Source organism: Neisseria canis (assembly GCF_900636765.1).
In the GTDB taxonomy this organism is placed as follows: domain Bacteria; phylum Pseudomonadota; class Gammaproteobacteria; order Burkholderiales; family Neisseriaceae; genus Neisseria; species Neisseria canis.
The window spans coordinates 1,139,945-1,163,683 of sequence record NZ_LR134313.1 but is presented as its reverse complement, the minus strand read 5'-3'; the positions used below and the strand labels follow the sequence as shown (position 1 = coordinate 1,163,683).

Here is a 23,739-nt window from a genome sequence, read left to right as displayed (position 1 = left end):
GCAGCCGCCCGCCCGTTATCCCTATTCCCAAACACACCATTCCGGAAAGCACACCGGCCCGAAGTATTGCCAAAGCCTTCTGAAACCCGAAATATTCCGGCCGCTCCCAATCCAACTGCATCATTGTTACCATGCCGCGAAACATTCACAAGGCATCAAACCGCCTTTCAGACAGGCATTCTACTCCTCCCCGCTACAACCGACTACACACAGCCGCCCAATTCCGGGCAAGCCCTTGCCAAACCCCTGTCTGAAAGCGTATCTTTATAGTTTTGAAAATTTCCGATTAAGGGTTACAACAATGAGCAGAACCGTTCCCGCCGTATTCGGCAGCGTCTTTCACCAAGAAATGCCGGTATTGGCTTATGAAAACGGCGCATGGCAACCCGTGCGCTGGCAGTCCGCACACGATCTCACCTTATCCCCCGGCGCACACGCCATCCACTACGGCAGCGAATGTTTTGAAGGGCTCAAAGCCTTCCGCCAGCAAAACGGCCGCATCGTTTTATTCCGCCCGCAGGCCAACATCGAACGCATGCGCCAAAGTGCCCGCCTGCTGCACCTGCCCGTGCCCGACAGCGAAGCCTATCTGAACGCGTTGGTAGAGCTGGTTAAACGCGCGGCAGACGAAGTTCCCGACGCACCTGCCGCCCTCTATCTGCGCCCCACCCTGATCGGCACCGACCCCGTTATCGGCAAAGCCGGCACACCCTCCGAAACCGCCTTGCTCTACATCCTTGCCTCGCCCGTGGGCGACTATTTCAAAGTCGGTTCCCCCATGAAGCTTTTGGTGGAAACCGAACACATGCGTTGCGCACCGCACATGGGCCGCGTGAAATGCGGCGGCAACTACGCCTCAGCCCTGCCCTGGGTGCTCAAAGCCAAAGAAGAATACGGTGCCAACCAAGTCTTGTTCTGCCCCAACGGCGATGTGCAGGAAACCGGCGCATCCAACTTCGCCCTGATTAACGGCAACGAAATCATCACCAAACCACTTACCGATGAATTTCTGCACGGCGTTACCCGCGATTCCGTGTTGACCGTAGCAAAAGATTTGGGCTACACCGTGAGCGAGCGCAACTTCACCGTCGACGAGCTGAAAGCCGCCGTGGAAAACGGAGCGGAAGCCATCCTTACCGGCACAGCCGCAGTGATTTCACCGGTAACTTTGTTCGTTATCAACGGCAAAGAAATCCCCGTGCAAAGCCAAGACCGCGGCTACGCCATCCGCAAAGCCGTTACCGATATCCAATACGGCGTGGTTGAAGACAAATACGGCTGGCTGGTTGATGTGTGCTGATAAGCCCCCAGCCCATTAAAGCAAACATGCCTGTCTGAAACTGCTTTCAGACAGGCATTTTTAGATAACCGCCTTAATTCAAACTATGTACCCAAATACCAGAATTTGGCCGCCCAAGCCACTGCAACCACCCAAACCATCGGCGTAACTTCTTTGGCTCTGCCGCAAATGAATTTGATGATGGCATAAGTGATGAAGCCCATTGCGATGCCGTCGGCAATAGAATAAGAGAAAGGCATAAAAATAATGGTGATAAATGCGGGCGCGGCTTCGGTCATATCGTTCCAATCGATTTCCGTTGCGCTGCGCATCATGTGTACGCCGATATAAAGCAAAGCAGGTGCGGTAGCGAACGCAGGCACGGCTTTTGCCAGCGGAGAGAACCACAAACATGCAAGCATCAGCACACCCACGGTAACCGCCGTCAAACCGGTTCTACCGCCTGCCGCCACACCGGAAGCGCTTTCAATATAAGGCGTGGTGGAAGATGTGCCCAAAGCGGCGCCGGCCACAATAGCGGTTGAATCGGCAAACAAAGCCTTTTTCAAGCGCGGCAATTTGCCGTCAACCAACAACCCTGCCCGATGCGACACACCGACCAAAGTACCGGTGCTGTCGAATAAATCCACCAAAAAAAACACGAAAACCACCGCAATCATGCTGCCGTTAAACAAACCGTTAAAATCCATCTGCATGAATGTCGGCTCAATACTGGGAACCGCAGATACCAGCCCTTCAAACTTGGTTAAACCCAAAGCCGCCGCAATTGCCGTAATCGTTAAAATCGCAATAATAATCGCACCCTTCACACGAAAGCGGTCAAGCATAATCACCAGAAAAAAGCCCAACAATGCTAAAACAGGCGGCCAGTTAATCACTTTCACTTCAGGATTATCCGGCGACGGTATACGGAATTGCCCCATGCCCACCAGCGTGGCCGGATGGTCAACAATCACACCCGCACCTTTCAGCGCAATCAACGCCAAAAACATGCCGATACCGGCTGCAATCGCCATTTTTAAGCTCATCGGCAAAGCGTTAACTAGCATCTCCCGCACTTTCAGAAAACTGAACACAATAAAAATGATGCCCGACATAAATACCGCTGCCAACGCAACCTGCCAAGGCACCCCCATTCCGCCCACCACGGCATAAGTAAAGTAGGCATTCAGCCCCATACCCGGAGCCAACGCAATCGGATAATTGGCCAGCGCGCCCATAATGAAACACCCGATGGCCGCTGAAATGCAAGTGGCCACAAACACCGCGCCGAAATCCATACCGGTATTAGACAGGGTTAGCGGATTGACAATCACGATGTAACACATGGTTAAAAAAGTGGTTATACCCGCCAATATCTCAGTGCGGGCATTTGTACCGTTTTCTCTAAGCTTGAACAGTTTTTCAAACAGATTATTTTGTGAGTCAGTCATAATCATTCGGATTAAATAGAAGTTAATAAAAAATGCAGAATGCCTGTCTGAAAGTTTTCAGACAGGCATTCATACATTAAGCCGCCACCATTTCACCACGCAGCGAGAAAGTGAATGCTTCGGTAATCTCCAATTCCACCATCTGGTTAATCAGAGAAGGATGTCCGGTAAAGTTCACAACACGGTTATTTGCCGTCCGCGCCTGTAACTGGTCAGGATCCTTTTTAGACACGCCCTCAACCAAACAACGCTGTACAGTACCCAGCATAGTTTGATTGATGCGCGCCGTTTCTTGCTCAATGACCTCATTCAAAGCTTCAAGACGGCGCACTTTTTCTTCATGAGGCGTCTCATCCGGCAAATTGGCCGCCGGAGTGCCCGGGCGCGGGCTATAGATAAATACAAAGCTCAAGTCGAAAGCAATATCTTTTACCAGCTTCAAAGTCTGCTCGAATTCCTGTTCGGTTTCTCCCGGAAACCCCACTATGAAATCGGAGCTCAAACACAAATCCGGGCGGATGGCACGCAGTTTTCGGATGATCGATTTATACTCCAAAGCCGTATAACCACGCTTCATAGCACTCAACACACGGTCGGAACCACTCTGAATCGGCAAGTGCAAATGCGATACCAGCTTAGGTAAATCTTTATAACAATCAATAATCCTATCGTTAAATTCACGCGGATGGCTGGTGGTAAAACGCATTCTTTCAATACCGGGAATTTCATGCACAATCCGAAGCAGCATTGCAAAATCGCAAATTTCGCCATCATCCATCAATCCGCGATAGGCATTCACATTCTGCCCCAAGAGATTAATCTCTTTCACCCCTTGCTGCGCCAAATTTGCAATTTCGGTTAGCACATCGTTTAAAGGGCGCGAAAACTCTTCCCCCCGTGTGTAAGGAACCACACAAAAAGAACAATATTTCGAACAGCCTTCCATAATAGAAACAAACGCAGAACCTCCTTCAACACGCGCAGGAGGCAAATGGTCAAACTTCTCAATTTCAGGAAAAGAAATATCCACTTGAGATTTGCCGGTTTCTTTCTTTTCGTCAATCATTTGAGGCAAGCGATGCAAAGTTTGCGGCCCGAACACCACATCAACAAAAGGGGCGCGTTTGACAATTGCCTCTCCTTCTTGAGAGGCAACACACCCACCCACCCCGATAATCAAATTGGGATTCTTTTCTTTTAAAGGCCTCACACGCCCCAAATCGGAAAACACTTTTTCTTGCGCTTTTTCACGCACCGAACAAGTGTTAAACAAAATGATATCGGCTTCATCAGCATTATCAGTTTGCTCTAAATCTTCACCCTCAGCCAATACTGACAACATTTTTTCGCTGTCATACTCATTCATCTGACAACCAAAAGTACGGATAAATACTTTTTTCATAACAAGGTTCTACTTCCTTCAGGAAACCCGTAATCGCGGGGCTGATTAATCAATATAAGCTATCAAAACACATAAGCAGGATAAATTAAACACTACCGAGTTAAATCGTCTGCTTCTGCTGCGGTAAACAGCTGAATTTCTCGAAAGTATAAATTTTAATTTATTTAAATCGTTGTTTGTCAAAAAAGATTTGAGTAAATAATTACCTCTTCCCATTGGTCCAAACCAAATAAGTCAACCAAGCATAACCACCCCTGTCTGAAACATAATTTTCAACAAAACATGGTTTATAGTTAATCAATACATTAGCAGCTTACAAAATCGTTCTCTTTAAGCTAAGGCGCAGCAACGCCATAGTAAAAGTTAAGTTGATTACTATAGCTGTTTAATTTTAAAAATTGCTGCAAGCACCAGACATCAGAGCGACAGCCAAGCATCACGATTTTTTACTGCTTCAGTAGCTTATAAAATTGCGCTTTACTTTTAAGATATAGCAAACAAACTTACTACCCCACATCCAAGCCATAACAGGGTTTGTTTATTTACCATAAATAATACATTGAAAACATTTAAGGACTGAATTCCATAACCAATAATATGGATTTCAGCCCTTTCAACCCTTAGCAAGCCAAATTAAAACTGCTAACGGTATTAAGTGAATAAAACTTACTTACAGTGACTCTGACACCTCTACTGCTTTGTCTACCAACTCAACCAAAGCAAGAGGAGCATTATCACCTTTGCGGAAGCCGTATTTCAGGATACGCACATAGCCACCATTACGAGCAGCAAAGCGCGGACCTAAATCGTCAAACAATTTAACAACAACATCACGATCACGTGTGCGGTTAAATGCTAAACGGCGGTTAGCCAAAGAAGGCTTTTTACCCAAAGTAATCAGAGGTTCAACAACACGGCGCAATTCTTTAGCCTTTGGCAAAGTAGTCACAATTGTTTCATGTGACAATAAAGAATTCGCCATATTGCGCAACATTGCAGCACGATGGCTGCTGGTACGGTTTAATTTACGGTTACCATTACGATGACGCATGTCATTATCCTTTAATATTCAAACTTACGGCTTTTCCAACCCAACAGGAGGCCAAGCTTCTAGTTTAGAACCCAACGTCAAACCCTTAGATGCCAATACTTCTTTAATTTCATTTAAAGATTTACGACCTAAGTTTGGAGTTTTCAACAGCTCCGTTTCAGTACGCTGGATTAAATCACCAATATAATAAATATCTTCAGCTTTTAAGCAGTTAGCCGAACGCACCGTCAATTCCAAATCATCGACAGGTCTCAGCAGAATCGGATCAATAGGAGGAGCTTTTTCCTCAACTTCTTCTACCGAGGTACCTTGCAAGTCTGCAAAAATAGACATTTGATCAATTAAGATGCGTGCAGCACTACGGATTGCTTCTTCAGGATCTAACGAACCATTAGTCTCTATATCTAAAACTAATCGATCCAAGTCCGTACGTTGTTCAACCCTTGCAGCTTCTACGTCAAAACTAACTCGACTAATAGGCGAAAAGCTTGCATCCAATTGAATAGAACCAATTCTGTTATCATCACGACCCAAACGACGACCTGAGACAGACTGATAGCCGCGCCCTTGCTCGACTTTGATTTCCATGTCAATGCTACCAGCGCTAGCCAAATGACAAATCACATGATCAGGATTAATGATCTCTACATCATGTGGTAAATCAATATCACTAGCCAGAACTGGACCTGCACCAGACTTTTTCAAAGTCAATAACACTTCACTACAACCGTGAAGCTTAAATACAATACCTTTAATGTTCAACAAGATATCAACAACATCTTCCTGAACACCATCTAATGTAGAGTATTCATGCAAAACACCGGCAATAGTAACTTCTGTAGGCGCGAAACCATTCATGGACGACAGTAAGATACGGCGCAAAGCATTACCTAAAGTGTGACCGAAACCACGTTCAAAAGGCTGCATAGATACTTTTGCTCGGGTAGCAGATAATGTATCTACATCAATTTGACGAGGTTTCAAAAATTCGGAAGTGCTATTTTGCATTTAACTGTCCCTCACTGAGCTAATGTTATTTAGAGTAGAACTCTACCACTAGCTGTTCATTAATATCGCTATACAGTTCAGATCTCTCTGGCATATTTTTAAATATGCCTTCCATCTTCGCAGAATCAACAGAAACCCAGCTAGGCAAACCGATTTGCTCCGCCAAGCTCAATGCCTCTTGAATACGAACCTGTTTTTTAGCTTTCTCACGTACAGCAACTACATCACCAGCTTTTACTTGGTAAGAAGGCACATTAACAACTTGTCCATTAACAGTAATTGCTTTGTGTGATACCAACTGGCGTGCTTCTGCACGGGTAGAACCAAATCCCATACGATAAACAACATTATCTAAGCGAGATTCCAGCAATTGTAGAAGCAACTCACCCGTAGAACCTTTTCTACGAGATGCTTCAGCAAAATAACGACGGAATTGGCGTTCTAGAACACCGTAAATACGACGAATTTTTTGTTTTTCGCGCAACTGCAAACCATAATCAGACAGACGAGGCTTTTTACCACCGTGCTGACCTGGAGCAGAATCAATTTTACATTTAGACTCTAAAGAGCGGCGAGCACTCTTTAAAAACAAATCAGTGCCTTCACGGCGAGCTAATTTACATTTAGGGCCGGTATAACGTGCCATGTTTCAATCACTCCAAAATTAAATACGACGTTTTTTAGGCGGACGGCAACCATTGTGAGGCAATGGAGTAACGTCGGTAATACTGGTAATTTTGAAACCAAGAGCATTCAAGGCACGCACAGAAGATTCACGACCAGGACCAGGGCCTTTAATGCGAACTTCTAGATTTTTTACGCCATACTCTTGGGCAACTTTACCAGCTGCTTCTGCTGCTACTTGAGCAGCAAACGGTGTACTTTTACGTGAGCCTTTAAAACCAGCGCCGCCAGAGGTAGCCCAAGACAATGCATTGCCCTGACGATCGGTGATAGTAATGATGGTATTATTAAAAGATGCATGAACATGCACAATACCTTCACTCACAGTTTTACGTACTTTCTTACGTACACGCGAAGCTGTGTTTGCTTTAGCCATCTAAATTAATCCTTAAAAAATTATTTTTTACCTGCAATTGCTTTACGTGGACCTTTACGAGTTCGCGCATTTGTACGAGTACGCTGACCCCGACAAGGTAAACCACGACGATGACGGAATCCACGATAACATCCCATATCCATCAATCGCTTAATACTCATTGTTACTTCACGGCGCAAATCACCTTCAATTTCATATTTGCCAACCTGCTCACGTAAAGCTTCCAATTGAGTTTCGTCTAAATCCTTTACTTTAGCGCTAGCAGGTACACCAGCAGCTTCGCAAATCAATTTAGCACGAGTAGATCCAATACCGTAAATAGCTTGCAAGCCAATAACGATGTGGGAATTATTAGGGATATTAACCCCTGCAATACGAGCCATATTTATTTCCTTTAAGACAAAACTCGTCACTATACCATAAAATCTTCAAACCAAGAAATCAACCTTGGCGCTGTTTATGACGAGGATCTGTACAAATTACGCGAACTACTCGGTTACGTCGAATAACCTTACAATTGCGACAAATCTTTTTAACAGACGGCTGAACGCGCATCATTAGTTCCTTTCATCAAGATTATCGTGTTCTAAAAACAATTCGAGCACGAGTTAAATCATAGGGAGTTAGTTCAACTGTTACTTTATCCCCAGGTGAAATCCGTATGTAATGCATACGCATTTTTCCAGAGATATGACCTAAAACCACATGATCATTTTCAAGCCTTACTTTAAAAGTAGCATTAGGCAAAGTCTCTAAGATTTCGCCCTGCATTTGTATAGTATCTTCTTTAGCCATTTTATTACTTACGAGACAAAGACTTCATATTAAAATGCTCATACCTTTCAGTCATCTTATAAGAAGCAATCTGTGCACTAAAATCCATAGTTACAACAACAAGAATCAGTAAAGATGTACCACCTAAATAAAATGGAATATTAACTTTAGAAGTTAAAAGTTCAGGCAACAAGCAAATACTTGTTATGTAAAGCGCACCAAAAAAAGTCAAGCGCATAACAAGCTTTTCAAGATAAGCAGCGGTCTGCTCCCCTGGTCTGATATTGGGAATAAAAGCACCACTCTTCTTCAAATTTTCGGCCATTTCTTTAGGAGAAAAAACAAGAGCAGTATAGAAATAACAAAAAAATATTATTAAAAAAGAAAATAATAATAAATACAAAGGCTGCCCGTGTCCTAACATGGAAACTAATTGTGTCAACCATGTTTCATCTTGATTATTTCCAATCCAACTTCCTATTGTAGCAGGAAACATAATTAGACTAGAAGCGAAGATAGGTGGAATTACTCCCGACATATTTAGTTTAAATGGCATATGTGTGCTTTGGTTACCAATAATCTGTCTTTTCGCGTAATTAACAGGTACTTTTCTCAAAGCACTTTCAAAACACACAACGATATAAACTAAAATAACTATCCCTAATCCAATTGCAATAACCTGTAGTAAGCTACTAGAGTCATTACTCATTAAAACAAATAACTGTTTAATTCCAGAAGGAATACCTGCCGCGATCCCTGCAGTAATTAGTAAAGAAATGCCGTTACCAATTGCTCTCTCAGTCATTTGCTCACCCAGCCACATTAGAAACATAGTTCCACCGACTAAGCAAACTATAGTAGAGATATAAAACTCAAGTTTAGGAACGACAACTAAATTCTCTTGGCCATAAACTAAAGTTGCAACACCAATGCTTTGTAAAGTAGCCAATAAAACAGTACCAATTCGCGTATATTTGGTAATAATCCTTCGACCTGCATCCCCTTCTTTTTTCAAAGATTTCAAAGAAGGTAATATTTCAGACGCCAATTGCATTACTATTGACGCTGAAATATAAGGCATAATACCAATTGCAAATATACTAAATCTCTCCAAAGAACCTCCGGAGAACATATTTAGCATACCCAGTATTCCGCTACTCTGATTCTCATAAGCTTTAGCAAGAACAGCTGCATCAACACCTGGCACAGGTATATGAGTACCAATTCTATATATAATTAGCGCCCCGAGTAAAAATAACAATCTGTTTTTTAAATCATTAAACTTTACAGAACCTGTTTTAGATTGTTGATAAACCAATTTACTAAACCTTATTCTTCTATCTTACCACCAACAGCCTCAATAGCAGCTCTTGCACCTTTTGTTACTCTAATTCCTTTCAAATGAATACTATTTGTGATTTCACCCGAAGCTATCACTTTTACAGATATTGTATTTGAAGGAACTAATCCAGCTTTTTTTAAAACTGACAAGTCAATTTCTTTGACTGCAACTAAATCCAATTCATTTAATCGGATTTCTGCTGAAAGTCCTGCAATCAATGATTTAAAGCCTCGTTTAGGCAATCTACGCTGTAACGGCATCTGACCGCCTTCAAAGCCTACCTTATGAAAACCACCAGCCCTACTTTTTTGTCCTTTATGACCACGACCACAAGTTTTACCTAAACCACTACCAATACCACGACCAACTCTACGTTTCGCATGTGTAGCACCCTTAGCAGGTTGAATAGTATTTAACAACATTTATGACTCCACTTTTAAAAGGTAGCTAACTTTATTAATCATACCGCGATTTTCTGGGGTATCTAAAACTTCAACAGTATGTTGACGATGACGCAACCCTAAACCTCGGACACAACTACGATGAGAGCTAACTGTACCAATTAGGCTTTTTACTAAAGTTACCTTAATTTTTTTTTGCTCATTCATCATTATCACCTAGAGATTTCTTCTACTGTCAAACCACGTTTTGCTGCTATTTCAGCAGGAGTATACAACTTAGACAAACCATCTAAGGTTGCACGAACAATATTGTACGGATTAGTTGAACCATGTACTTTTGCTGATATATTATGAACGCCCATTGCATCAAAAATTAAACGCATGGGACCACCAGCTTTAACCCCACTACCCTCTTTTGCAGGCTGCATAAAAACCCGAGTAGCGCCATGCTTGCCAATTACTTCATGATGAATAGTACCATCTTTCAGTGGAACTTTAATCATTGAACGGCGAGCTTGATCCATTGCTTTTTGAACAGCAACTGGTACTTCACGAGATTTACCCTTACCCATGCCAATTCGACCATCACCATCACCGACAACAGTAAGTGCAGAGAAAGCCATTATTCGACCTCCTTTGACTACTTTAGTTACACGGTTAACCGCAACCATTTTTTCAACCAAGCCATCACCGCGGTCTTCTGTATCATGTTTTGCCATATCTTCAGATCTCCAAAATTTTTAAATCTTTAGAAGCTCAGACCATTTTCTCGAGCTGCTTCTGCTAAAGCCTTAACTCGACCATGGTATTGGAAACCGGATCTATCAAAAGCAACCGAATTAATACCAACAGCTTTAGCTTTTTCAGCAATTCGCTTACCAATAAGCATTGCAGCTTCAATATTCGAGCTTGATTTCAACTGTGTTCTTACATCAGCTTCCACTGTAGAGGCTGAAGCTAGTACTTGCTCACCATTAGAACTAATTACTTGTGCGTAAATATGATTATTTGTACGGAAAACACACAATCTAACGATATTCAAATCTGCAATTCTCGCACGTGTTTTTTTAGCACGACGAAGTCTTGTCGCATGTTTATTCATTAATAGAACCTCAATTATTTTTTCTTAGCTTCTTTCATCACAACTACTTCGCCAACATAACGAACACCCTTACCTTTATAGGGCTCTGGTGGGCGGAATGCACGAATTTCAGCAGCTACCTGGCCAACAACTTGTTTATCAGCACCACTTAATACAATTTCAGTTTGAGTTGGCGTTTGTGCCGTAACACCCTCTGGCATTTCATAATTAACTGGATGAGAAAAGCCTAACGACAAATTCAAGACTTTACCTTGAGCTTGTGCTCTATAGCCAACACCGATCAGTTGGAGTTTTTTCTCAAACCCCTCAGAAACACCTTTTACCATATTGGCAACTAATGCCCTAGCTGTGCCAGACATTGCTCTAGAATGCTTACTACTATTAACAGCAATAAAAGTTAACTGATCAGCACTCTGTTCAATTTTCACTTCATCACATAAAGGAAACGACAATTCGCCATTTTTACCTTTAATAATTAAGGCATCTATTCCAAATTTAATTTCCACACCAGTAGGAACAGTTACTGGATTTTTCGCTACGCGAGACATCTTTAAACTCTCCCTAAGTTAAGCAACCACACACAATAATTCACCACCGACTCCAACAGCACGGGCTTTACGGTCAGTCATAACACCTTTGGACGTACTAACAATAGCTACACCCAAACCATTCATAACCATAGGAATCTCACCAGAACCTTTATAAACTCGCAACCCAGGTTTTGAAATCCGTTGAATTTTTTCTATAACTGGTTTACCCGCGTAATATTTCAACTCAATTTCAAGTACTTTTTTCAAATCATTTGAAACAGAATATTTTTCAATATAGCCTTCTTCTTCTAAAACTTTTGCAATTGCACATTTTAATTTGGAAGATGGCATAGAAACAGTAGCTTTATTAGCACGTTGAGCATTGCGGATACGAGTTAACATATCGGAAATAGGATCATGCATACTCATTTTTAATTCTCTCCTATTTACCAGCTGGCTTTAATAACACCCGGAATTTCACCACGCATAGCGATTTCTCGGATTTTAATACGGCCCAAGCCAAATTTACGGAATGTCCCACGAGGACGACCAGTAATCGCACAACGACGACGTTGACGAACTGGAGCAGCGTTACGTGGAATAGCTTGTAATTTTAAACGAGCTTCAAAACGCTCTTCATCAGTAACTTTTGCGTCATTAATTACTGCAAAAATAGCCGAACGTTTCGCAGCATATTTTTGAGCTAAAGCAATACGTTTAGCTTCTCGATTAATTAGAGCTTTCTTAGCCATGATTATCCTTTAAACGGAAACTTAAACAAAGACAACAATGCTTTAGCTTCATCATCAGTTTTAGCAGTTGTAGTAATTGTAATATTCAACCCACGCAAATTATCAATTTTATCGTACTCAATTTCCGGAAAGATAATCTGCTCTCTCACACCCATATTATAATTACCACGACCATCAAAAGATTTACCACTTACACCACGAAAATCACGAACACGCGGCAAAGCAATTGTAACTAGCCGATCAAGAAATTCAAACATTTGGTTACGGCGTAAAGTTACTTTACATCCTACTGGATAACCATCACGAATTTTAAAACCGGCAATAGATTTTCTAGCTAAAGTAACCACAGGTTTTTGACCAGCAATTTTCTCCAAATCTGAAACAGCATGCTCCATCACTTTTTTATCAGCAACTGCCTCACCAACCCCCATATTTAAAGTAATCTTTTCAATACGAGGAACTTCCATAATCGACTTATACCCAAACTGCTTTATTAGCTCAGGTACAACTACATTTGTATAATAATCTTTCAAACGAGCCATTTCAAATTATCCCCTCAAACACCAACTTCAGCACCATTGGATTTAAAGATACGAACACGCCTTACTTTACCCTCAAACTCAACCAATTTGATACCAACACGATCAGCTTTGCCCGTCTCAGGATTTAAAATAGCGACATTAGAAATAGCTAAAGGCATATTTTTTATCAGAACACCACCTTCGACACCTCGCATTAAGTTAGGTTTCTGATGCCTTTTTACTTGATTAACACCTGAAACTATCAGTTTATCACCTAAGACACGAAGAACTTGCCCTTGTTTACCTTTATCTTTACCAGCAATAACAATCACATTATCGCCTTTAATAATTTTATTCATTGCCAACCTTTCTCATAAAACTTCCGGAGCCAATGAAACAATCTTCATAAATCGCTCTGTACGCAACTCTCTAGTTACCGGGCCAAAAATTCGAGTACCCATTGGCTCAAGCTTGTTATTCAACAAAACAGCAGCATTATTATCAAATTTAATTAATGCACCATCAGGTCGACGAACGCCTTTTGCAGTACGAACAACCACAGCATTGTATACATCACCTTTTTTTACCCGGCCACGAGGTGCCGCATCTTTAACGGCCACTTTAATTATATCGCCAACATTAGCATAGCGACGTTTAGATCCGCCCAACACCTTGATACACATCACACGACGCGCACCAGAATTATCAGCCACATCCAAAATGGTCTGCATTTGAATCATTTCTTTAACCTTAAAAAATAAATCCAACTTAATTTACCACTTTTAGATAATCTATCTATAACAATATTATCTAAAACCTAACAAACGGTTCAAGTAAACCAGTCTTGGGCCCCGAAGGGAGAAACTTTCAAGAATTGAAAGCAATAACGGAGTTTACAGAATTTTTAAAATTTCCGCAAGCTCCGCTTTTAACCATTTACATAAAATTAAACAGTTCTAGCCTTTTCTATTAGTTTTTTCACTGACCATGATTTAGTTTTTGAGAAAGGGCGACTTTCTTCAATCAAAACAAGATCACCAACCCCATATTCATTTCGTTCATCATGAGCATGAATTTTGGTAGAACGACGAATCACCTTTCCATACAAAGAATGCTTAACTTTACGCTCAACCAATACCACTACAGTTTTATCCATCTTATCACTTACAACTTTACCTTGTAAAGTACGGGTATTTTTTAATTCGCTCATTATTCAACACCTTTTTCAGTTAAAATGGTTTTTACTCGAGCAATATCACGACGTACTTTTTTCAACTCACTAGTATTACCCAGCTGACCAGTAGCATGTTGCATTCGAATGCCAAATTGCGTTTTCAACAAATTCAGTAAATCAGCTTGCAGCTGATCAACTGATTTGCTTTTCAATTCACTAGCTTTCATCATTTACCTACCTGTCTAATTACAAATACTGTTGGAATTGGTAATTTTGCAGCAGCCAAAGTAAACGCTTCTCGAGCTAAAGATTCCGCTACACCATCCATCTCATATAAAACTTTTCCAGGCTTAACTTCAGCAACATAGTATTCAACAGAACCTTTGCCCCCACCCATACGAACCTGAATTGGTTTCTCAGTAATAGGCTTATCAGGAAAAACTCGAATCCAAATACGGCCGCCGCGTTTGATATGACGAGTCATTGCGCGACGAGCTGCCTCAATTTGACGAGCAGTTAAGCGCCCCCTGCCAACAGCCTTCAATCCAAAATCACCAAAACTTACCACATTACCACTTGTTGCGATACCTGTGTTGCGACCTTTATGCTGTTTCCGATATTTCATTCTAGTTGGCTGCAGCATTTCGACCACCCTTTCTACGTTTATTTTCTTGATCTGAACGGACTTGAGTTAACTCTTGACCTTCACCAGTATATACCCAAACTTTCAAACCAATTACACCATAAGTCGTATGAGCTTCACTAGTAGCATAATCTACATTTGCTCTTAATGTATGCAACGGAACACGTCCCTCTCGGTACCATTCACTACGTGCGATATCAGCACCATTTAAACGACCAGAAGTCATTATCTTAATACCTTTAGCCCCAGCTCTCATTGCATTTTGCATAGCTCGTTTCATTGCACGCCGAAACTGAACACGCTTCTCAAGCTGTTGCGCTATGCTGTCAGCAATAATTTGCGCATCCAATTCTGGTTTACGAATCTCTTCAATATTAACATGCACAGGAAGACCTAATAATTTTTGCAAGTCATATTTTAAGATTTCAATGTCTTCACCTTTCTTACCAATTACCACACCTGGTCGAGCGGAGTAAATAGTTATACGAGCAGATTTTGCCGGTCTTTCAATAATTACACGGCCAACAGAAGCACCAACTAAGCGTTTACGTAAATAATTACGAACATCAATATCTTGCTTCAGAATTGTTGCAAACTCATTATTTTTAGCAAACCATTTAGATGACCAATCTTTATTTACCGCCAAACGAAAGCCTGTTGGATGAATTTTTTGTCCCATAGCTTTTCCTTAATTACCTACTGTCACATTGATATGACAAGTCTGTTTTTCAATGCGATTGCCACGACCTTTTGCACGAGCTTGAAAGCGTTTAAGTGATGCAGCTTTATCTATATAAATTGCAATTACTTTCAAGTCATCAATATCGGCACTTTCATTATGCTCTGCATTTGCAATAGCTGAATCCAGTACTTTTTTAATTAACTCAGCGCCTTTTTTAGAGCTAAATGTCAATATATTTAAAGCCTCGGCGATACTTTTACCACGAACCATGCCTGCAACCAAACGGGCTTTTTGGGCAGAAATCCGTGCATTTTTATGTTGTGCAGATACTCTCATGATTCACCTATTTCTTTTTAGCTTTTTTGTCTGCCAAGTGGCCTTTAAAAGTACGAGTTAATGAGAACTCACCTAGTTTATGACCAACCATATTGTCACTAATAAAAACCGGTACATGAGCACGTCCGTTATGAACAGCAATAGTCAAACCAATAAAATCAGGCAAAATAGTAGAACGGCGAGACCAAGTTTTAATGGGACGTTTATCGTTATTTGCACGAGCCGCATCCACCTTTTTAAGTAGATGCAGATCTACATACGGACCTTTTTTCAGAGAACGAGCCATATTAATCAACCTTTATTCGAATAGCGACGACGAACAATCATATTATCCGTACGTTTATTATTACGCGTTCTATAACCTTTAGCAGGAGTACCCCAAGGACTCACAGGCTCACGCGCTTCGCCTGTCCTACCTTCACCGCCACCATGAGGGTGATCAACAGGATTCATCACAACACCTCTAACAGTTGGACGAATACCACGCCAACGATTAGCACCTGCTTTACCTATTTTCTTCAGGCTTTGCTCTTCGTTGCCAACTTCGCCAATAGTTGCGCGACAATCAATATGTATTTTACGCACTTCTCCCGAACGTAACCGTATTTGTGCATAAATTCCTTCTTTTGCCAGCAGCACAGCCGAAGCTCCTGCAGATCTTGCTATTTGAGCACCTTTACCAGGTTTCATTTCAATACAATGGATTGTAGTACCAACGGGAATATTACGAATTGGCAAACTATTACCCGTTTTAATTGTTGCTTCAGAACCAGCAACAACAATGTCTCCAACTTTAATATTTCTAGGTGCTATAATGTAACGCCTCTCCCCATCTACATAACACAACAATGCAATATATGCAGTTCTATTTGGGTCGTACTCAATGCGCTCCACTTTTGCAGAAATACCATCTTTATCATTGCGTTTAAAATCTACAATTCGATAATGGTGCTTATGCCCGCCACCTTTATGTCGAGTGGTAATATGCCCATTATTATTACGTCCAGCAGTAGAATTTTTTTTCTCTACCAAAGGTGCATATGGAGCACCTTTGTGTAATCCTTCCATTACCACACGAACCATACCACGACGACCCGCAGAGGTAGGCTTCATCTTTACAATAGCCATAACTTTATTCCTTATCTGCAGTTGCGGCAGCAGCTTCTAAATCCAATTCCTGCCCAGAAACTAATTTTACATAGGCTTTTTTTGTATCATTACGTCGACCCAATGTCCGACCAAAACGTTTCACTTTACCTTTATTAGAAACGGTTGTTACAGAAGCCACTTTCACACCAAATAACAATTCAATTGCCGCTTTGATTTCAGGCTTAGTTGCGTCCGGCAACACTTTAAAAGTCATTTGATTACGTTTTTCAGCCAACAAATTGCTTTTTTCAGAAACAACAGGGGCTAAAATTACTTTCATCAAGCGTAATTGATTCATACCCATTGCTCCTCAAGTTGCAAAACTGCTTCTTTTGTAACCACAACCTTCTTATAACGTAAAAGAGAGTACGGGTCGACATGTTGAACTTCCAAAACCAGCACATTTGGTAAATTTCGAGAAGAAAGATAAATATTCTCATCCAATTGTTTGGTAATAAAAAGCACTTGCTCCATTCCTAAATCCTTCACTTTATGAGCAAACTCTTTAGTTTTGGGAGTAGCAGCAGACAAGTTTTCAATTACATACAAGCGCTCATCTCGTGCTAATTGAGACAGGATTGTAGCCATACCGGCACGATACATTTTACGATTAACTTTTTGCGTAAAATTCTCATCAGGTTTATTAGGAAAAGCACGACCACCACTTCTCCATAGAGGAGAAGAAGTCATACCCGAACGAGCTCTACCAGTACCTTTTTGGCGCCATGGTTTTTTTGTAGAATGTTTTACTTCAGCACGCGTTAATTGGGCTCGATTACCAGAACGAGAATTTGCCAAGAAAGCTGTAACCAATTGATGAACCAGTGCTTCATTATATTCACGACCAAATAAAGCATCTGACACGGATAAACTACCTGAAACTTGACCTTTAGCGTCAATTACTTTTAATTCCATTACGCACCTACTTTCACACTAGGACGTACAATTACATCACCATTTACCGAGCCAGGAACAGCACCTTTAACCAACAACAATTGGCGCTCAACATCAACTCGTACAATTTCTAAATTTTGTACAGTCGACCTTTTATTACCATATTGACCAGCCATACGCTTACCTGGAAATACACGACCAGGATCCTGAGCCATACCAATAGAACCAGGAACACGATGTGAACGTGAGTTACCATGAGAAGTTCGCTGAGCACCAAAATTATGGCGCTTAATCGTACCAGAGAAACCCTTACCTTTAGAAGTACCTGTTACATCTACGAACTGACCTTCAGAAAACATAGTAACAGCAATCTCACTTCCAAGTTTCAAATCACCAATACTATCTTCAGATAAAGCAAATTCAAACAAACCCCGACCAGCTTCAACACCTGCTTTAGCAAAATGCCCAGCTTCAGCTTTGTTAACATGATTTGCTTTTTTCTGACCAAAAACAACTTGAACAGCAGTATAACCGTCAACTTCCTTGGATTTTACTTGAGCTACACGATTCGCAGACATATCCAACACTGTTACCGGAATAGAAGCTCCTTGCTCAGTGAATACTCGGGTCATGCCTACTTTACGTCCAACCAGACCTAAAGCCATGATTTTTTCCTTATTAACTTTAATCGATTACGATTGATCGATTTTTTCACTAAAAATAAACTTGACATAGAAGCCAAGTCCTCAACTATACCACATTAACAATTTATTTTCCAGGAAAAATTTAGATTTTTGAAATACTGAAATTTGCCTCCTTAAAAATTTAAATTTACCCTATAAAACCATAGCAAACAAACTTAATTTTTGATGCAAGGTAGCCAACCAAATACAATATCGAGTATATAGTTAAGGGCTTAGGAGGCAAATAATAATTGCACTTATGTCAAAAAAACTCCTAGATTACTAAAATAATCCAGGAGCTTGTTATTTATCAACAAATTGATAATTTTATTGTACTTTAATTTCTACATCTACGCCCGCTGGCAAATCCAACTTCATTAACGCATCAGTAGTTTTATCAGTCCAATCAACAATATCCATTAAACGTAAATGGGTTCTAATTTCCAATTGCTCACGAGAAGTTTTATTTACATGAGGAGATCTTAAGATATTAAAGCGTTCAATTTTTGTTGGTAATGGGATAGGGCCCTTTACAACAGCACCTGTACGCTTAGCAGTCTCTACAATTTCCTGAGCTGAGCGATCAATCAAACTATAATCATATGCCTTTAAACGGATACGGATTTTTTGATTTGCCATTTATCTATATCCTTTTAAATTAAGCAATAATAGAAGAAACCACACCTGCACCTACAGTCCGGCCACCTTCGCGAATCGCAAAACGCAAACCTTCTTCCATAGCAATCGGTGCAATCAATTCTACTGTGATGGCTACATTTTCGCCAGGCATAACCATTTCAACACCCTCCTCCAAAGTCACAGCACCTGTCACATCTGTTGTACGGAAGTAGAACTGAGGACGGTAGTTTGCAAAGAATGGAGTATGACGACCACCTTCTTCTTTGCTCAAAACATACACTTCAGCTTTAAATTTGGTGTGAGGTGTAATTGTACCCGGTTTAGCCAATACTTGACCGCGCTCCACTTCTTCACGCTTAGTACCACGCAGCAAGACACCAACGTTATCACCAGCTTGACCTTGATCCAACAATTTACGGAACATCTCAACACCGGTACAAGTGGTTTTTTGGGTTTCTTTCAAACCTACGATTTCAATTTCATCGCCTACGTTGATAATACCACGCTCAACACGACCGGTTACTACGGTACCGCGGCCAGAAATAGAAAATACGTCTTCAATCGGTAACAGGAACGGTTTGTCGACAGCGCGCTCAGGCGTAGGAATATAGCTATCCAATGCTGCAGCCAGTTCATAGATTTTTTCTTTGTATGCTGCGTCACCTTCCAAAGCTTTCAATGCAGAACCTTGGACGATCGGGCAGTCATCACCCGGGAAATCGTAACTAGACAACAGGTCACGGATTTCCATCTCAACCAATTCCAACAACTCTGCATCGTCAACCATATCGCATTTATTCATAAATACGATAATGTAAGGCACACCCACCTGACGAGCCAACAGAATATGTTCGCGAGTTTGCGGCATAGGACCGTCGGCTGCAGAACATACCAAAATCGCACCATCCATTTGGGCTGCACCGGTAATCATGTTTTTAACGTAGTCTGCGTGACCCGGGCAATCTACGTGTGCATAGTGGCGGGTTTCAGTTTCATACTCTACATGTGAAGTGTTAATGGTAATGCCGCGGGCTTTTTCTTCCGGAGCATTGTCGATTTGGTCGTAGCCTTTAGCCTGACCACCAAATTTCTCAGCCAAAATTGTGGTTAGTGCTGCTGTCAATGTGGTTTTACCATGGTCAACGTGACCGATGGTGCCAACGTTTACGTGCGGTTTGCTACGTTCAAATTTTTCCTTAGCCATTAGCTAATTCCTTTACATAAAAAGATCATTTTTAAAGAACAAAGGCTGTCTGAAAATTTTCAGTCATACTTTCCTAGACAGCCTAGCAACATACTTTAGCCTTTACGTGCTTCTGTAACAGCTGCAGCTACATGAGCAGGTGCTTCAGCATACTTCTTAAATTCCATTGAGTAAGTAGCCCTGCCTTGAGTAGCCGAACGGAGATCAGTTGAATAACCAAACATTTCGGCCAAAGGCACCTCTGCCCGGACTTTTTTACCACCAATACCATCGTCATCCATACCTAATACGATACCACGACGACGGTTTAAGTCACCCATCACGTCACCCATGTACTCCTCCGGAGTTTCCACTTCAACAGCCATAATAGGCTCAAGCAATACAGGACTGGCTTTTTTCATACCTTCTTTAAAAGCCATAGAAGCAGCCAATTCGAAAGCTATTTGAGATGAGTCAACATCATGGTAAGAACCGAAGATCAAGCGCACACGAACATCTACTACAGGGTAACCGGCGACGATACCATTAGGCAATGTATCACGAATACCTTTATCACAAGACGGAATAAACTCACGAGGAATTACACCACCTTTGATTTCATCAATAAACTCATAACCTTCGCCACCTGGTTCCATCGGTTCCATCTTAATCACAACGTGACCATATTGACCCTTACCACCAGATTGTTTAACGTGCTTGGCTTCAGATTCCACTTCTTTACGAATGGTTTCACGGTACGCCACTTGAGGTGCACCAACGTTTGCATCAACGCCAAATTCGCGTTTCATACGGTCTACAATAATCTCCAAGTGCAATTCACCCATACCGGAAATAATGGTTTGACCAGACTCTTCATCCGTACGCACACGGAAAGAAGGGTCTTCTTTTGCCAAGCGGTTCAGAGCAATACCCATTTTCTCTTGGTCTGCTTTGGTTTTGGGTTCAACAGCAACGTGGATAACTGGCTCAGGAAACTCCATGCGCTCTAAAATGATAGGAGCATCTTCAGCACACAAAGTTTCACCGGTAGTTACATCTTTCAAGCCGATAGCAGCGGCAATATCACCGGCACGAACCTCTTCGATTTCAGTACGGTCAGCAGCTGTCATTTGCACCAAACGACCAATACGCTCACGAGTACCTTTAACCGAGTTAATAACGTTGTCACCAGATTTCACAACACCCGAATACACACGGATAAAAGTAAGCTGACCTACATATTTGTCATTCAACATTTTGAACGCCAATGCAGAGAATTTGGCATCGTCACTGGCTTCACGGCTGGCTTTTTCACCATTAGGTGTTTCACCTTGAACAGGAGGAATATCTACCGGAGACGGCAATAGCTCTACTACAGCATCCAACATACGTTGGACGCCTTTGTTCTTAAAGGCTGAGCCGCATAACATCGGCTGAATTTCACCTGCCAATGTGCGTTGACGTAAACCGGAAATAATCTCTTCCTCAGTCAACTCTTCACCGCCCAAATATTTGTCCATCAATTCTTCGCTGGCTTCTGCAGCGGCTTCAATCATGTTTTGACGCCACTCTTCAGCCGTAGCAACTAAATCAGCAGGAATCTCACCATATTCAAATTTAGTTCCTTGAGAAGCATCATCCCAAATAATTGATTTCATTTTGAACAAATCAATTACGCCACTAAAGTTATCTTCTGCACCTACAGGAATAACAATAGGTACAGGGTTAGCACGCAAGCGTGTTTTCATTTGCTCAACAACGCGGAAGAAGTTGGCACCTTGACGGTCCATCTTATTAACAAACGCCAATCTCGGAACTTGGTATTTGTTAGCTTGGCGCCATACAGTTTCAGATTGCGGCTGAACACCACCTACTGCACAGTAAACCATTACCGCACCATCCAACACACGCATAGAACGCTCTACCTCTACGGTAAAGTCCACGTGTCCCGGAGTATCAATAATATTGAAACGGTGCTCTTTAAACTGACTGGCCATACCTTTCCAGTAAGAAGTTACGGCAGCAGAAGTAATGGTAATACCGCGTTCTTGCTCTTGCTCCATGTAATCGGTGGTCGCAGCACCGTCATGCACTTCACCAAGTTTATGAGTTAAACCGGTATAGAACAGAATACGTTCGGTTGTAGTTGTTTTACCTGCATCAATATGGGCTGAAATACCGATATTACGATACAGTTGAATGGGGGTTTTACGAGCCATTTTGGTCGCCTTTCTAAATCTGGATTAGAAGCGGAAGTGAGAGAATGCTTTATTGGCTTCGGCCATGCGATGCACTTCTTCACGTTTTTTCATCGCGCCGCCACGGCCTTCTGCCGCATCAATCAATTCGCCCGCCAAACGCAAGTCCATTGATTTTTCACCACGCTTACGGGCTGCATCACGCACCCAGCGCATTGCCAGTGCCAAACGGCGAGAAGGACGCACCTCAACAGGAACTTGGTAGTTAGCACCACCGACACGGCGGCTTTTCACTTCCACGATAGGTTTGGCATTAGCAATGGCTTCGTTGAATACTTCGATAGCTGCCTTACCGGTTTTTTTCTCAATTTGCTCAAGTGCACCATAAACGATACGCTCTGCTACTGATTTTTTACCGTCAATCATCAAAACATTCATAAATTTAGACAATTCAACGCTACCGAATTTCGGATCCGGCAATACGTCGCGCTTGGGGACTTCTCTACGTCTTGGCATTTTAATTCCTTAAATATCTATTCAGTTGGGCATTTCCCATGAATATCCAACGGGATATTCACTTACTCGACAGTCTTTAGACTGCCCACGTGCCTGACTAATCCTAGCAAATTACTTAGGACGTTTTGCACCGTATTTAGAACGGGCTTGCTTACGGTCTTTAACACCTGCAGTATCCAAAGAACCGCGAACTGTGTGATAGCGCACACCCGGCAAGTCTTTTACACGACCGCCGCGAATCAGCACAACGCTGTGCTCTTGCAGATTGTGGCCTTCACCGCCGATGTATGAAATAACTTCAAAACCGTTAGTCAGGCGTACTTTACATACTTTACGCAATGCAGAGTTCGGTTTTTTCGGAGTAGTAGTGTACACACGGGTGCATACGCCGCGTTTTTGCGGGCAAGCTTCCAGTGCGGGCACTTTGTTTACGTACACAGGCTTTTTACGGCCTTTGCGTACCAATTGATTAATAGTAGGCATATTTTCTCGTCCTGTTGAGTTAAATACTTGCCGACACCATGCCGACAAAAGCGGAATTATAGCTGCTTAACAAACATCAAGTCAACGCAATAGTCTAAAAAGCTTTACAAGAGAATTGTTTACCGTATGAACCGTATGAATAGAATGAAATGTTTTTTGATATAAACGATGCCTGTCTGAAACATTCAGACAGGCATCGTGCCATTTAGAAACCCAGTAGGATTTCAATTAAAACATATGGTCTAAAGCCCTTATTTAATCTGGCTTCCGATTACTCCGCCCAATGCAGCTCCACCCAATGTAGAACCTGTATCTTTACCAATCATGTTACCTGCAACACCGCCGATTACGGCACCGGTAGCTGTGTTGCGTTGAGTGGTTGTCATGCCTTGGCAGGCCGAGAGTAATGTAGCAGTTACAGCTACTGCAATTACTTTAGTCAGGGTATTTTTCATAAAAACTCCTTAAGAAAAATTCATAATC

37 protein-coding genes are annotated in these 23,739 nt (G+C 41.8%); 1 reads left to right on the top strand and 36 read right to left on the bottom strand.

Features of this window, described 5'->3' with window-relative positions:
• The first annotated feature begins 301 nt into the window (after positions 1 to 301).
• Positions 302 to 1,300 carry a branched-chain-amino-acid transaminase gene (gene ilvE / locus EL143_RS05440; RefSeq protein ID WP_085415745.1) on the top strand — a complete coding sequence of 333 codons (999 nt, stop codon included), beginning with the start codon at positions 302 to 304 and terminating at the stop codon, positions 1,298 to 1,300.
• 83 nt (positions 1,301 to 1,383) lie between these two features.
• Here ilvE and EL143_RS05435 read toward each other — a convergent pair whose 3' ends face one another.
• The 36 genes from EL143_RS05435 to EL143_RS05260 all read right to left on the bottom strand — a co-directional run bounded on the left by EL143_RS05435 (position 1,384) and on the right by EL143_RS05260 (position 23,711).
• Entirely contained in the window at positions 1,384 to 2,733 is a 1,350-nt protein-coding gene (locus tag EL143_RS05435) for an NCS2 family permease (protein WP_085415776.1), read from the bottom strand.
• 76 nt (positions 2,734 to 2,809) lie between these two features.
• Positions 2,810 to 4,135 (bottom strand): tRNA (N6-isopentenyl adenosine(37)-C2)-methylthiotransferase MiaB, encoded by a 1,326-nt coding sequence (gene miaB / locus EL143_RS05430; RefSeq protein ID WP_085415746.1) that lies wholly within the window; start codon positions 4,133 to 4,135, stop codon positions 2,810 to 2,812.
• A 670-nt stretch (positions 4,136 to 4,805) separates the two neighbouring features.
• Positions 4,806 to 5,186 (bottom strand): 50S ribosomal protein L17, encoded by a 381-nt coding sequence (gene rplQ, locus EL143_RS05425; RefSeq protein ID WP_085415747.1) that lies wholly within the window; start codon positions 5,184 to 5,186, stop codon positions 4,806 to 4,808.
• Between the two features lie 24 nt (positions 5,187 to 5,210).
• Positions 5,211 to 6,194, bottom strand: a complete 984-nt coding sequence (locus EL143_RS05420) for a DNA-directed RNA polymerase subunit alpha (RefSeq protein ID WP_085415748.1) — start codon at positions 6,192 to 6,194, stop codon at positions 5,211 to 5,213.
• Positions 6,195 to 6,219: 25 nt separating this feature from the next.
• A complete protein-coding gene (rpsD, locus tag EL143_RS05415; protein ID WP_085415749.1) occupies positions 6,220 to 6,840 on the bottom strand; it encodes a 30S ribosomal protein S4 in 621 nt (206 codons plus the stop codon).
• Positions 6,841 to 6,858: 18 nt separating this feature from the next.
• On the bottom strand, positions 6,859 to 7,254 hold the full coding sequence (gene rpsK, locus EL143_RS05410) for a 30S ribosomal protein S11 (protein WP_002216249.1): 396 nt from the start codon (positions 7,252 to 7,254) through the stop codon (positions 6,859 to 6,861).
• A 20-nt stretch (positions 7,255 to 7,274) separates the two neighbouring features.
• Positions 7,275 to 7,637, bottom strand: a complete 363-nt coding sequence (rpsM, locus tag EL143_RS05405) for a 30S ribosomal protein S13 (protein ID WP_085415750.1) — start codon at positions 7,635 to 7,637, stop codon at positions 7,275 to 7,277.
• A gap of 58 nt (positions 7,638 to 7,695) precedes the next feature.
• Complete coding sequence (gene rpmJ, locus EL143_RS05400; RefSeq protein WP_049259016.1) at positions 7,696 to 7,809, bottom strand: 50S ribosomal protein L36; 114 nt, start codon at positions 7,807 to 7,809, stop codon at positions 7,696 to 7,698.
• A 21-nt stretch (positions 7,810 to 7,830) separates the two neighbouring features.
• The gene (gene infA / locus EL143_RS05395; RefSeq protein WP_085415751.1) at positions 7,831 to 8,049 is read right to left on the bottom strand and encodes a translation initiation factor IF-1; all 219 of its coding nucleotides are present in this window, start codon (positions 8,047 to 8,049) and stop codon (positions 7,831 to 7,833) included.
• Positions 8,050 to 8,053: 4 nt separating this feature from the next.
• Positions 8,054 to 9,346: a preprotein translocase subunit SecY gene (gene secY / locus EL143_RS05390; RefSeq protein WP_085415752.1), complete on the bottom strand. Its 1,293-nt coding sequence runs from the start codon at positions 9,344 to 9,346 to the stop codon at positions 8,054 to 8,056.
• Between the two features lie 11 nt (positions 9,347 to 9,357).
• Positions 9,358 to 9,792: a 50S ribosomal protein L15 gene (rplO, locus tag EL143_RS05385; RefSeq protein WP_085415753.1), complete on the bottom strand. Its 435-nt coding sequence runs from the start codon at positions 9,790 to 9,792 to the stop codon at positions 9,358 to 9,360.
• Positions 9,793 to 9,978, bottom strand: coding sequence for a 50S ribosomal protein L30 (rpmD, locus tag EL143_RS05380; protein WP_085415777.1), 186 nt, complete (start codon positions 9,976 to 9,978; stop codon positions 9,793 to 9,795). It abuts the gene before it with no gap.
• A gap of 5 nt (positions 9,979 to 9,983) precedes the next feature.
• Positions 9,984 to 10,490: a 30S ribosomal protein S5 gene (gene rpsE, locus EL143_RS05375; protein WP_085415754.1), complete on the bottom strand. Its 507-nt coding sequence runs from the start codon at positions 10,488 to 10,490 to the stop codon at positions 9,984 to 9,986.
• A gap of 29 nt (positions 10,491 to 10,519) precedes the next feature.
• Positions 10,520 to 10,873 carry a 50S ribosomal protein L18 gene (gene rplR / locus EL143_RS05370; protein WP_085415755.1) on the bottom strand — a complete coding sequence of 118 codons (354 nt, stop codon included), beginning with the start codon at positions 10,871 to 10,873 and terminating at the stop codon, positions 10,520 to 10,522.
• Between the two features lie 14 nt (positions 10,874 to 10,887).
• A complete protein-coding gene (rplF, locus tag EL143_RS05365) occupies positions 10,888 to 11,421 on the bottom strand; it encodes a 50S ribosomal protein L6 (RefSeq protein WP_085415756.1) in 534 nt (177 codons plus the stop codon).
• 18 nt (positions 11,422 to 11,439) lie between these two features.
• Positions 11,440 to 11,832, bottom strand: a complete 393-nt coding sequence (gene rpsH / locus EL143_RS05360; RefSeq protein WP_085415757.1) for a 30S ribosomal protein S8 — start codon at positions 11,830 to 11,832, stop codon at positions 11,440 to 11,442.
• A 17-nt stretch (positions 11,833 to 11,849) separates the two neighbouring features.
• The gene (rpsN, locus tag EL143_RS05355) at positions 11,850 to 12,155 is read right to left on the bottom strand and encodes a 30S ribosomal protein S14 (RefSeq protein ID WP_085415758.1); all 306 of its coding nucleotides are present in this window, start codon (positions 12,153 to 12,155) and stop codon (positions 11,850 to 11,852) included.
• Between the two features lie 2 nt (positions 12,156 to 12,157).
• Positions 12,158 to 12,697, bottom strand: coding sequence for a 50S ribosomal protein L5 (rplE, locus tag EL143_RS05350; RefSeq protein WP_085415759.1), 540 nt, complete (start codon positions 12,695 to 12,697; stop codon positions 12,158 to 12,160).
• A 14-nt stretch (positions 12,698 to 12,711) separates the two neighbouring features.
• Positions 12,712 to 13,035: a 50S ribosomal protein L24 gene (gene rplX / locus EL143_RS05345; protein WP_085415760.1), complete on the bottom strand. Its 324-nt coding sequence runs from the start codon at positions 13,033 to 13,035 to the stop codon at positions 12,712 to 12,714.
• 12 nt (positions 13,036 to 13,047) lie between these two features.
• Complete coding sequence (rplN, locus tag EL143_RS05340; RefSeq protein WP_085415761.1) at positions 13,048 to 13,416, bottom strand: 50S ribosomal protein L14; 369 nt, start codon at positions 13,414 to 13,416, stop codon at positions 13,048 to 13,050.
• 206 nt (positions 13,417 to 13,622) lie between these two features.
• Positions 13,623 to 13,886, bottom strand: a complete 264-nt coding sequence (rpsQ, locus tag EL143_RS05335; protein ID WP_085415762.1) for a 30S ribosomal protein S17 — start codon at positions 13,884 to 13,886, stop codon at positions 13,623 to 13,625.
• A complete protein-coding gene (rpmC, locus tag EL143_RS05330; protein WP_085415778.1) occupies positions 13,886 to 14,077 on the bottom strand; it encodes a 50S ribosomal protein L29 in 192 nt (63 codons plus the stop codon). The genes rpsQ and rpmC overlap by 1 nt, the downstream gene beginning before the upstream one ends.
• Positions 14,077 to 14,493 carry a 50S ribosomal protein L16 gene (gene rplP, locus EL143_RS05325; RefSeq protein ID WP_085415763.1) on the bottom strand — a complete coding sequence of 139 codons (417 nt, stop codon included), beginning with the start codon at positions 14,491 to 14,493 and terminating at the stop codon, positions 14,077 to 14,079. The genes rpmC and rplP overlap by 1 nt, the downstream gene beginning before the upstream one ends.
• Positions 14,477 to 15,172, bottom strand: coding sequence for a 30S ribosomal protein S3 (gene rpsC, locus EL143_RS05320; protein ID WP_085415764.1), 696 nt, complete (start codon positions 15,170 to 15,172; stop codon positions 14,477 to 14,479). The genes rplP and rpsC overlap by 17 nt, the downstream gene beginning before the upstream one ends.
• Before the next feature lie 9 nt (positions 15,173 to 15,181).
• A complete protein-coding gene (gene rplV, locus EL143_RS05315; protein ID WP_085415765.1) occupies positions 15,182 to 15,511 on the bottom strand; it encodes a 50S ribosomal protein L22 in 330 nt (109 codons plus the stop codon).
• 7 nt (positions 15,512 to 15,518) lie between these two features.
• Entirely contained in the window at positions 15,519 to 15,797 is a 279-nt protein-coding gene (rpsS, locus tag EL143_RS05310) for a 30S ribosomal protein S19 (RefSeq protein WP_085415766.1), read from the bottom strand.
• 5 nt (positions 15,798 to 15,802) lie between these two features.
• Positions 15,803 to 16,639, bottom strand: a complete 837-nt coding sequence (rplB, locus tag EL143_RS05305; RefSeq protein ID WP_085415767.1) for a 50S ribosomal protein L2 — start codon at positions 16,637 to 16,639, stop codon at positions 15,803 to 15,805.
• A 4-nt stretch (positions 16,640 to 16,643) separates the two neighbouring features.
• Entirely contained in the window at positions 16,644 to 16,958 is a 315-nt protein-coding gene (rplW, locus tag EL143_RS05300) for a 50S ribosomal protein L23 (protein ID WP_197719621.1), read from the bottom strand.
• A complete protein-coding gene (rplD, locus tag EL143_RS05295; RefSeq protein WP_085415769.1) occupies positions 16,955 to 17,575 on the bottom strand; it encodes a 50S ribosomal protein L4 in 621 nt (206 codons plus the stop codon). Before rplD ends, rplW begins: the two co-directional genes overlap by 4 nt.
• On the bottom strand, positions 17,575 to 18,219 hold the full coding sequence (gene rplC, locus EL143_RS05290) for a 50S ribosomal protein L3 (RefSeq protein WP_085415770.1): 645 nt from the start codon (positions 18,217 to 18,219) through the stop codon (positions 17,575 to 17,577). The genes rplD and rplC overlap by 1 nt, the downstream gene beginning before the upstream one ends.
• 345 nt (positions 18,220 to 18,564) lie before the next feature.
• Complete coding sequence (gene rpsJ, locus EL143_RS05285) at positions 18,565 to 18,876, bottom strand: 30S ribosomal protein S10 (RefSeq protein WP_002642322.1); 312 nt, start codon at positions 18,874 to 18,876, stop codon at positions 18,565 to 18,567.
• 19 nt (positions 18,877 to 18,895) lie between these two features.
• Complete coding sequence (gene tuf, locus EL143_RS05280) at positions 18,896 to 20,080, bottom strand: elongation factor Tu (RefSeq protein WP_126326477.1); 1,185 nt, start codon at positions 20,078 to 20,080, stop codon at positions 18,896 to 18,898.
• Positions 20,081 to 20,175: 95 nt separating this feature from the next.
• The gene (gene fusA / locus EL143_RS05275; RefSeq protein ID WP_085416537.1) at positions 20,176 to 22,278 is read right to left on the bottom strand and encodes an elongation factor G; all 2,103 of its coding nucleotides are present in this window, start codon (positions 22,276 to 22,278) and stop codon (positions 20,176 to 20,178) included.
• A 24-nt stretch (positions 22,279 to 22,302) separates the two neighbouring features.
• Positions 22,303 to 22,773, bottom strand: a complete 471-nt coding sequence (gene rpsG, locus EL143_RS05270; protein WP_009115852.1) for a 30S ribosomal protein S7 — start codon at positions 22,771 to 22,773, stop codon at positions 22,303 to 22,305.
• Positions 22,774 to 22,884: 111 nt separating this feature from the next.
• Positions 22,885 to 23,256, bottom strand: a complete 372-nt coding sequence (gene rpsL, locus EL143_RS05265; RefSeq protein ID WP_003783497.1) for a 30S ribosomal protein S12 — start codon at positions 23,254 to 23,256, stop codon at positions 22,885 to 22,887.
• Between the two features lie 251 nt (positions 23,257 to 23,507).
• Positions 23,508 to 23,711, bottom strand: coding sequence for a glycine zipper 2TM domain-containing protein (locus EL143_RS05260; RefSeq protein ID WP_085416536.1), 204 nt, complete (start codon positions 23,709 to 23,711; stop codon positions 23,508 to 23,510).
• Positions 23,712 to 23,739: the final 28 nt, after the last annotated feature.

Coding starts and splice junctions, on each gene's coding strand:
- ilvE (WP_085415745.1), top strand. CDS start 302: ATGAGCAGAACCGTTCCCGCCGTATTCGGCAGCGTCTTTCACCAAGAA.
- EL143_RS05435 (WP_085415776.1), bottom strand. CDS start 2,733: ATGACTGACTCACAAAATAATCTGTTTGAAAAACTGTTCAAGCTTAGA.
- miaB (WP_085415746.1), bottom strand. CDS start 4,135: ATGAAAAAAGTATTTATCCGTACTTTTGGTTGTCAGATGAATGAGTAT.
- rplQ (WP_085415747.1), bottom strand. CDS start 5,186: ATGCGTCATCGTAATGGTAACCGTAAATTAAACCGTACCAGCAGCCAT.
- EL143_RS05420 (WP_085415748.1), bottom strand. CDS start 6,194: ATGCAAAATAGCACTTCCGAATTTTTGAAACCTCGTCAAATTGATGTA.
- rpsD (WP_085415749.1), bottom strand. CDS start 6,840: ATGGCACGTTATACCGGCCCTAAATGTAAATTAGCTCGCCGTGAAGGC.
- rpsK (WP_002216249.1), bottom strand. CDS start 7,254: ATGGCTAAAGCAAACACAGCTTCGCGTGTACGTAAGAAAGTACGTAAA.
- rpsM (WP_085415750.1), bottom strand. CDS start 7,637: ATGGCTCGTATTGCAGGGGTTAATATCCCTAATAATTCCCACATCGTT.
- rpmJ (WP_049259016.1), bottom strand. CDS start 7,809: ATGCGCGTTCAGCCGTCTGTTAAAAAGATTTGTCGCAATTGTAAGGTT.
- infA (WP_085415751.1), bottom strand. CDS start 8,049: ATGGCTAAAGAAGATACTATACAAATGCAGGGCGAAATCTTAGAGACT.
- rplO (WP_085415753.1), bottom strand. CDS start 9,792: ATGTTGTTAAATACTATTCAACCTGCTAAGGGTGCTACACATGCGAAA.
- rpmD (WP_085415777.1), bottom strand. CDS start 9,978: ATGAATGAGCAAAAAAAAATTAAGGTAACTTTAGTAAAAAGCCTAATT.
- rpsE (WP_085415754.1), bottom strand. CDS start 10,490: ATGGCAAAACATGATACAGAAGACCGCGGTGATGGCTTGGTTGAAAAA.
- rplR (WP_085415755.1), bottom strand. CDS start 10,873: ATGAATAAACATGCGACAAGACTTCGTCGTGCTAAAAAAACACGTGCG.
- rplF (WP_085415756.1), bottom strand. CDS start 11,421: ATGTCTCGCGTAGCGAAAAATCCAGTAACTGTTCCTACTGGTGTGGAA.
- rpsH (WP_085415757.1), bottom strand. CDS start 11,832: ATGAGTATGCATGATCCTATTTCCGATATGTTAACTCGTATCCGCAAT.
- rpsN (WP_085415758.1), bottom strand. CDS start 12,155: ATGGCTAAGAAAGCTCTAATTAATCGAGAAGCTAAACGTATTGCTTTA.
- rplE (WP_085415759.1), bottom strand. CDS start 12,697: ATGGCTCGTTTGAAAGATTATTATACAAATGTAGTTGTACCTGAGCTA.
- rplX (WP_085415760.1), bottom strand. CDS start 13,035: ATGAATAAAATTATTAAAGGCGATAATGTGATTGTTATTGCTGGTAAA.
- rplN (WP_085415761.1), bottom strand. CDS start 13,416: ATGATTCAAATGCAGACCATTTTGGATGTGGCTGATAATTCTGGTGCG.
- rpsQ (WP_085415762.1), bottom strand. CDS start 13,886: ATGAGCGAATTAAAAAATACCCGTACTTTACAAGGTAAAGTTGTAAGT.
- rpmC (WP_085415778.1), bottom strand. CDS start 14,077: ATGAAAGCTAGTGAATTGAAAAGCAAATCAGTTGATCAGCTGCAAGCT.
- rplP (WP_085415763.1), bottom strand. CDS start 14,493: ATGCTGCAGCCAACTAGAATGAAATATCGGAAACAGCATAAAGGTCGC.
- rpsC (WP_085415764.1), bottom strand. CDS start 15,172: ATGGGACAAAAAATTCATCCAACAGGCTTTCGTTTGGCGGTAAATAAA.
- rplV (WP_085415765.1), bottom strand. CDS start 15,511: ATGAGAGTATCTGCACAACATAAAAATGCACGGATTTCTGCCCAAAAA.
- rpsS (WP_085415766.1), bottom strand. CDS start 15,797: ATGGCTCGTTCTCTGAAAAAAGGTCCGTATGTAGATCTGCATCTACTT.
- rplB (WP_085415767.1), bottom strand. CDS start 16,639: ATGGCTATTGTAAAGATGAAGCCTACCTCTGCGGGTCGTCGTGGTATG.
- rplW (WP_197719621.1), bottom strand. CDS start 16,958: ATGAATCAATTACGCTTGATGAAAGTAATTTTAGCCCCTGTTGTTTCT.
- rplD (WP_085415769.1), bottom strand. CDS start 17,575: ATGGAATTAAAAGTAATTGACGCTAAAGGTCAAGTTTCAGGTAGTTTA.
- rplC (WP_085415770.1), bottom strand. CDS start 18,219: ATGGCTTTAGGTCTGGTTGGACGTAAAGTAGGCATGACCCGAGTATTC.
- rpsJ (WP_002642322.1), bottom strand. CDS start 18,876: ATGGCAAATCAAAAAATCCGTATCCGTTTAAAGGCATATGATTATAGT.
- tuf (WP_126326477.1), bottom strand. CDS start 20,080: ATGGCTAAGGAAAAATTTGAACGTAGCAAACCGCACGTAAACGTTGGC.
- fusA (WP_085416537.1), bottom strand. CDS start 22,278: ATGGCTCGTAAAACCCCCATTCAACTGTATCGTAATATCGGTATTTCA.
- rpsG (WP_009115852.1), bottom strand. CDS start 22,773: ATGCCAAGACGTAGAGAAGTCCCCAAGCGCGACGTATTGCCGGATCCG.
- rpsL (WP_003783497.1), bottom strand. CDS start 23,256: ATGCCTACTATTAATCAATTGGTACGCAAAGGCCGTAAAAAGCCTGTG.
- EL143_RS05260 (WP_085416536.1), bottom strand. CDS start 23,711: ATGAAAAATACCCTGACTAAAGTAATTGCAGTAGCTGTAACTGCTACA.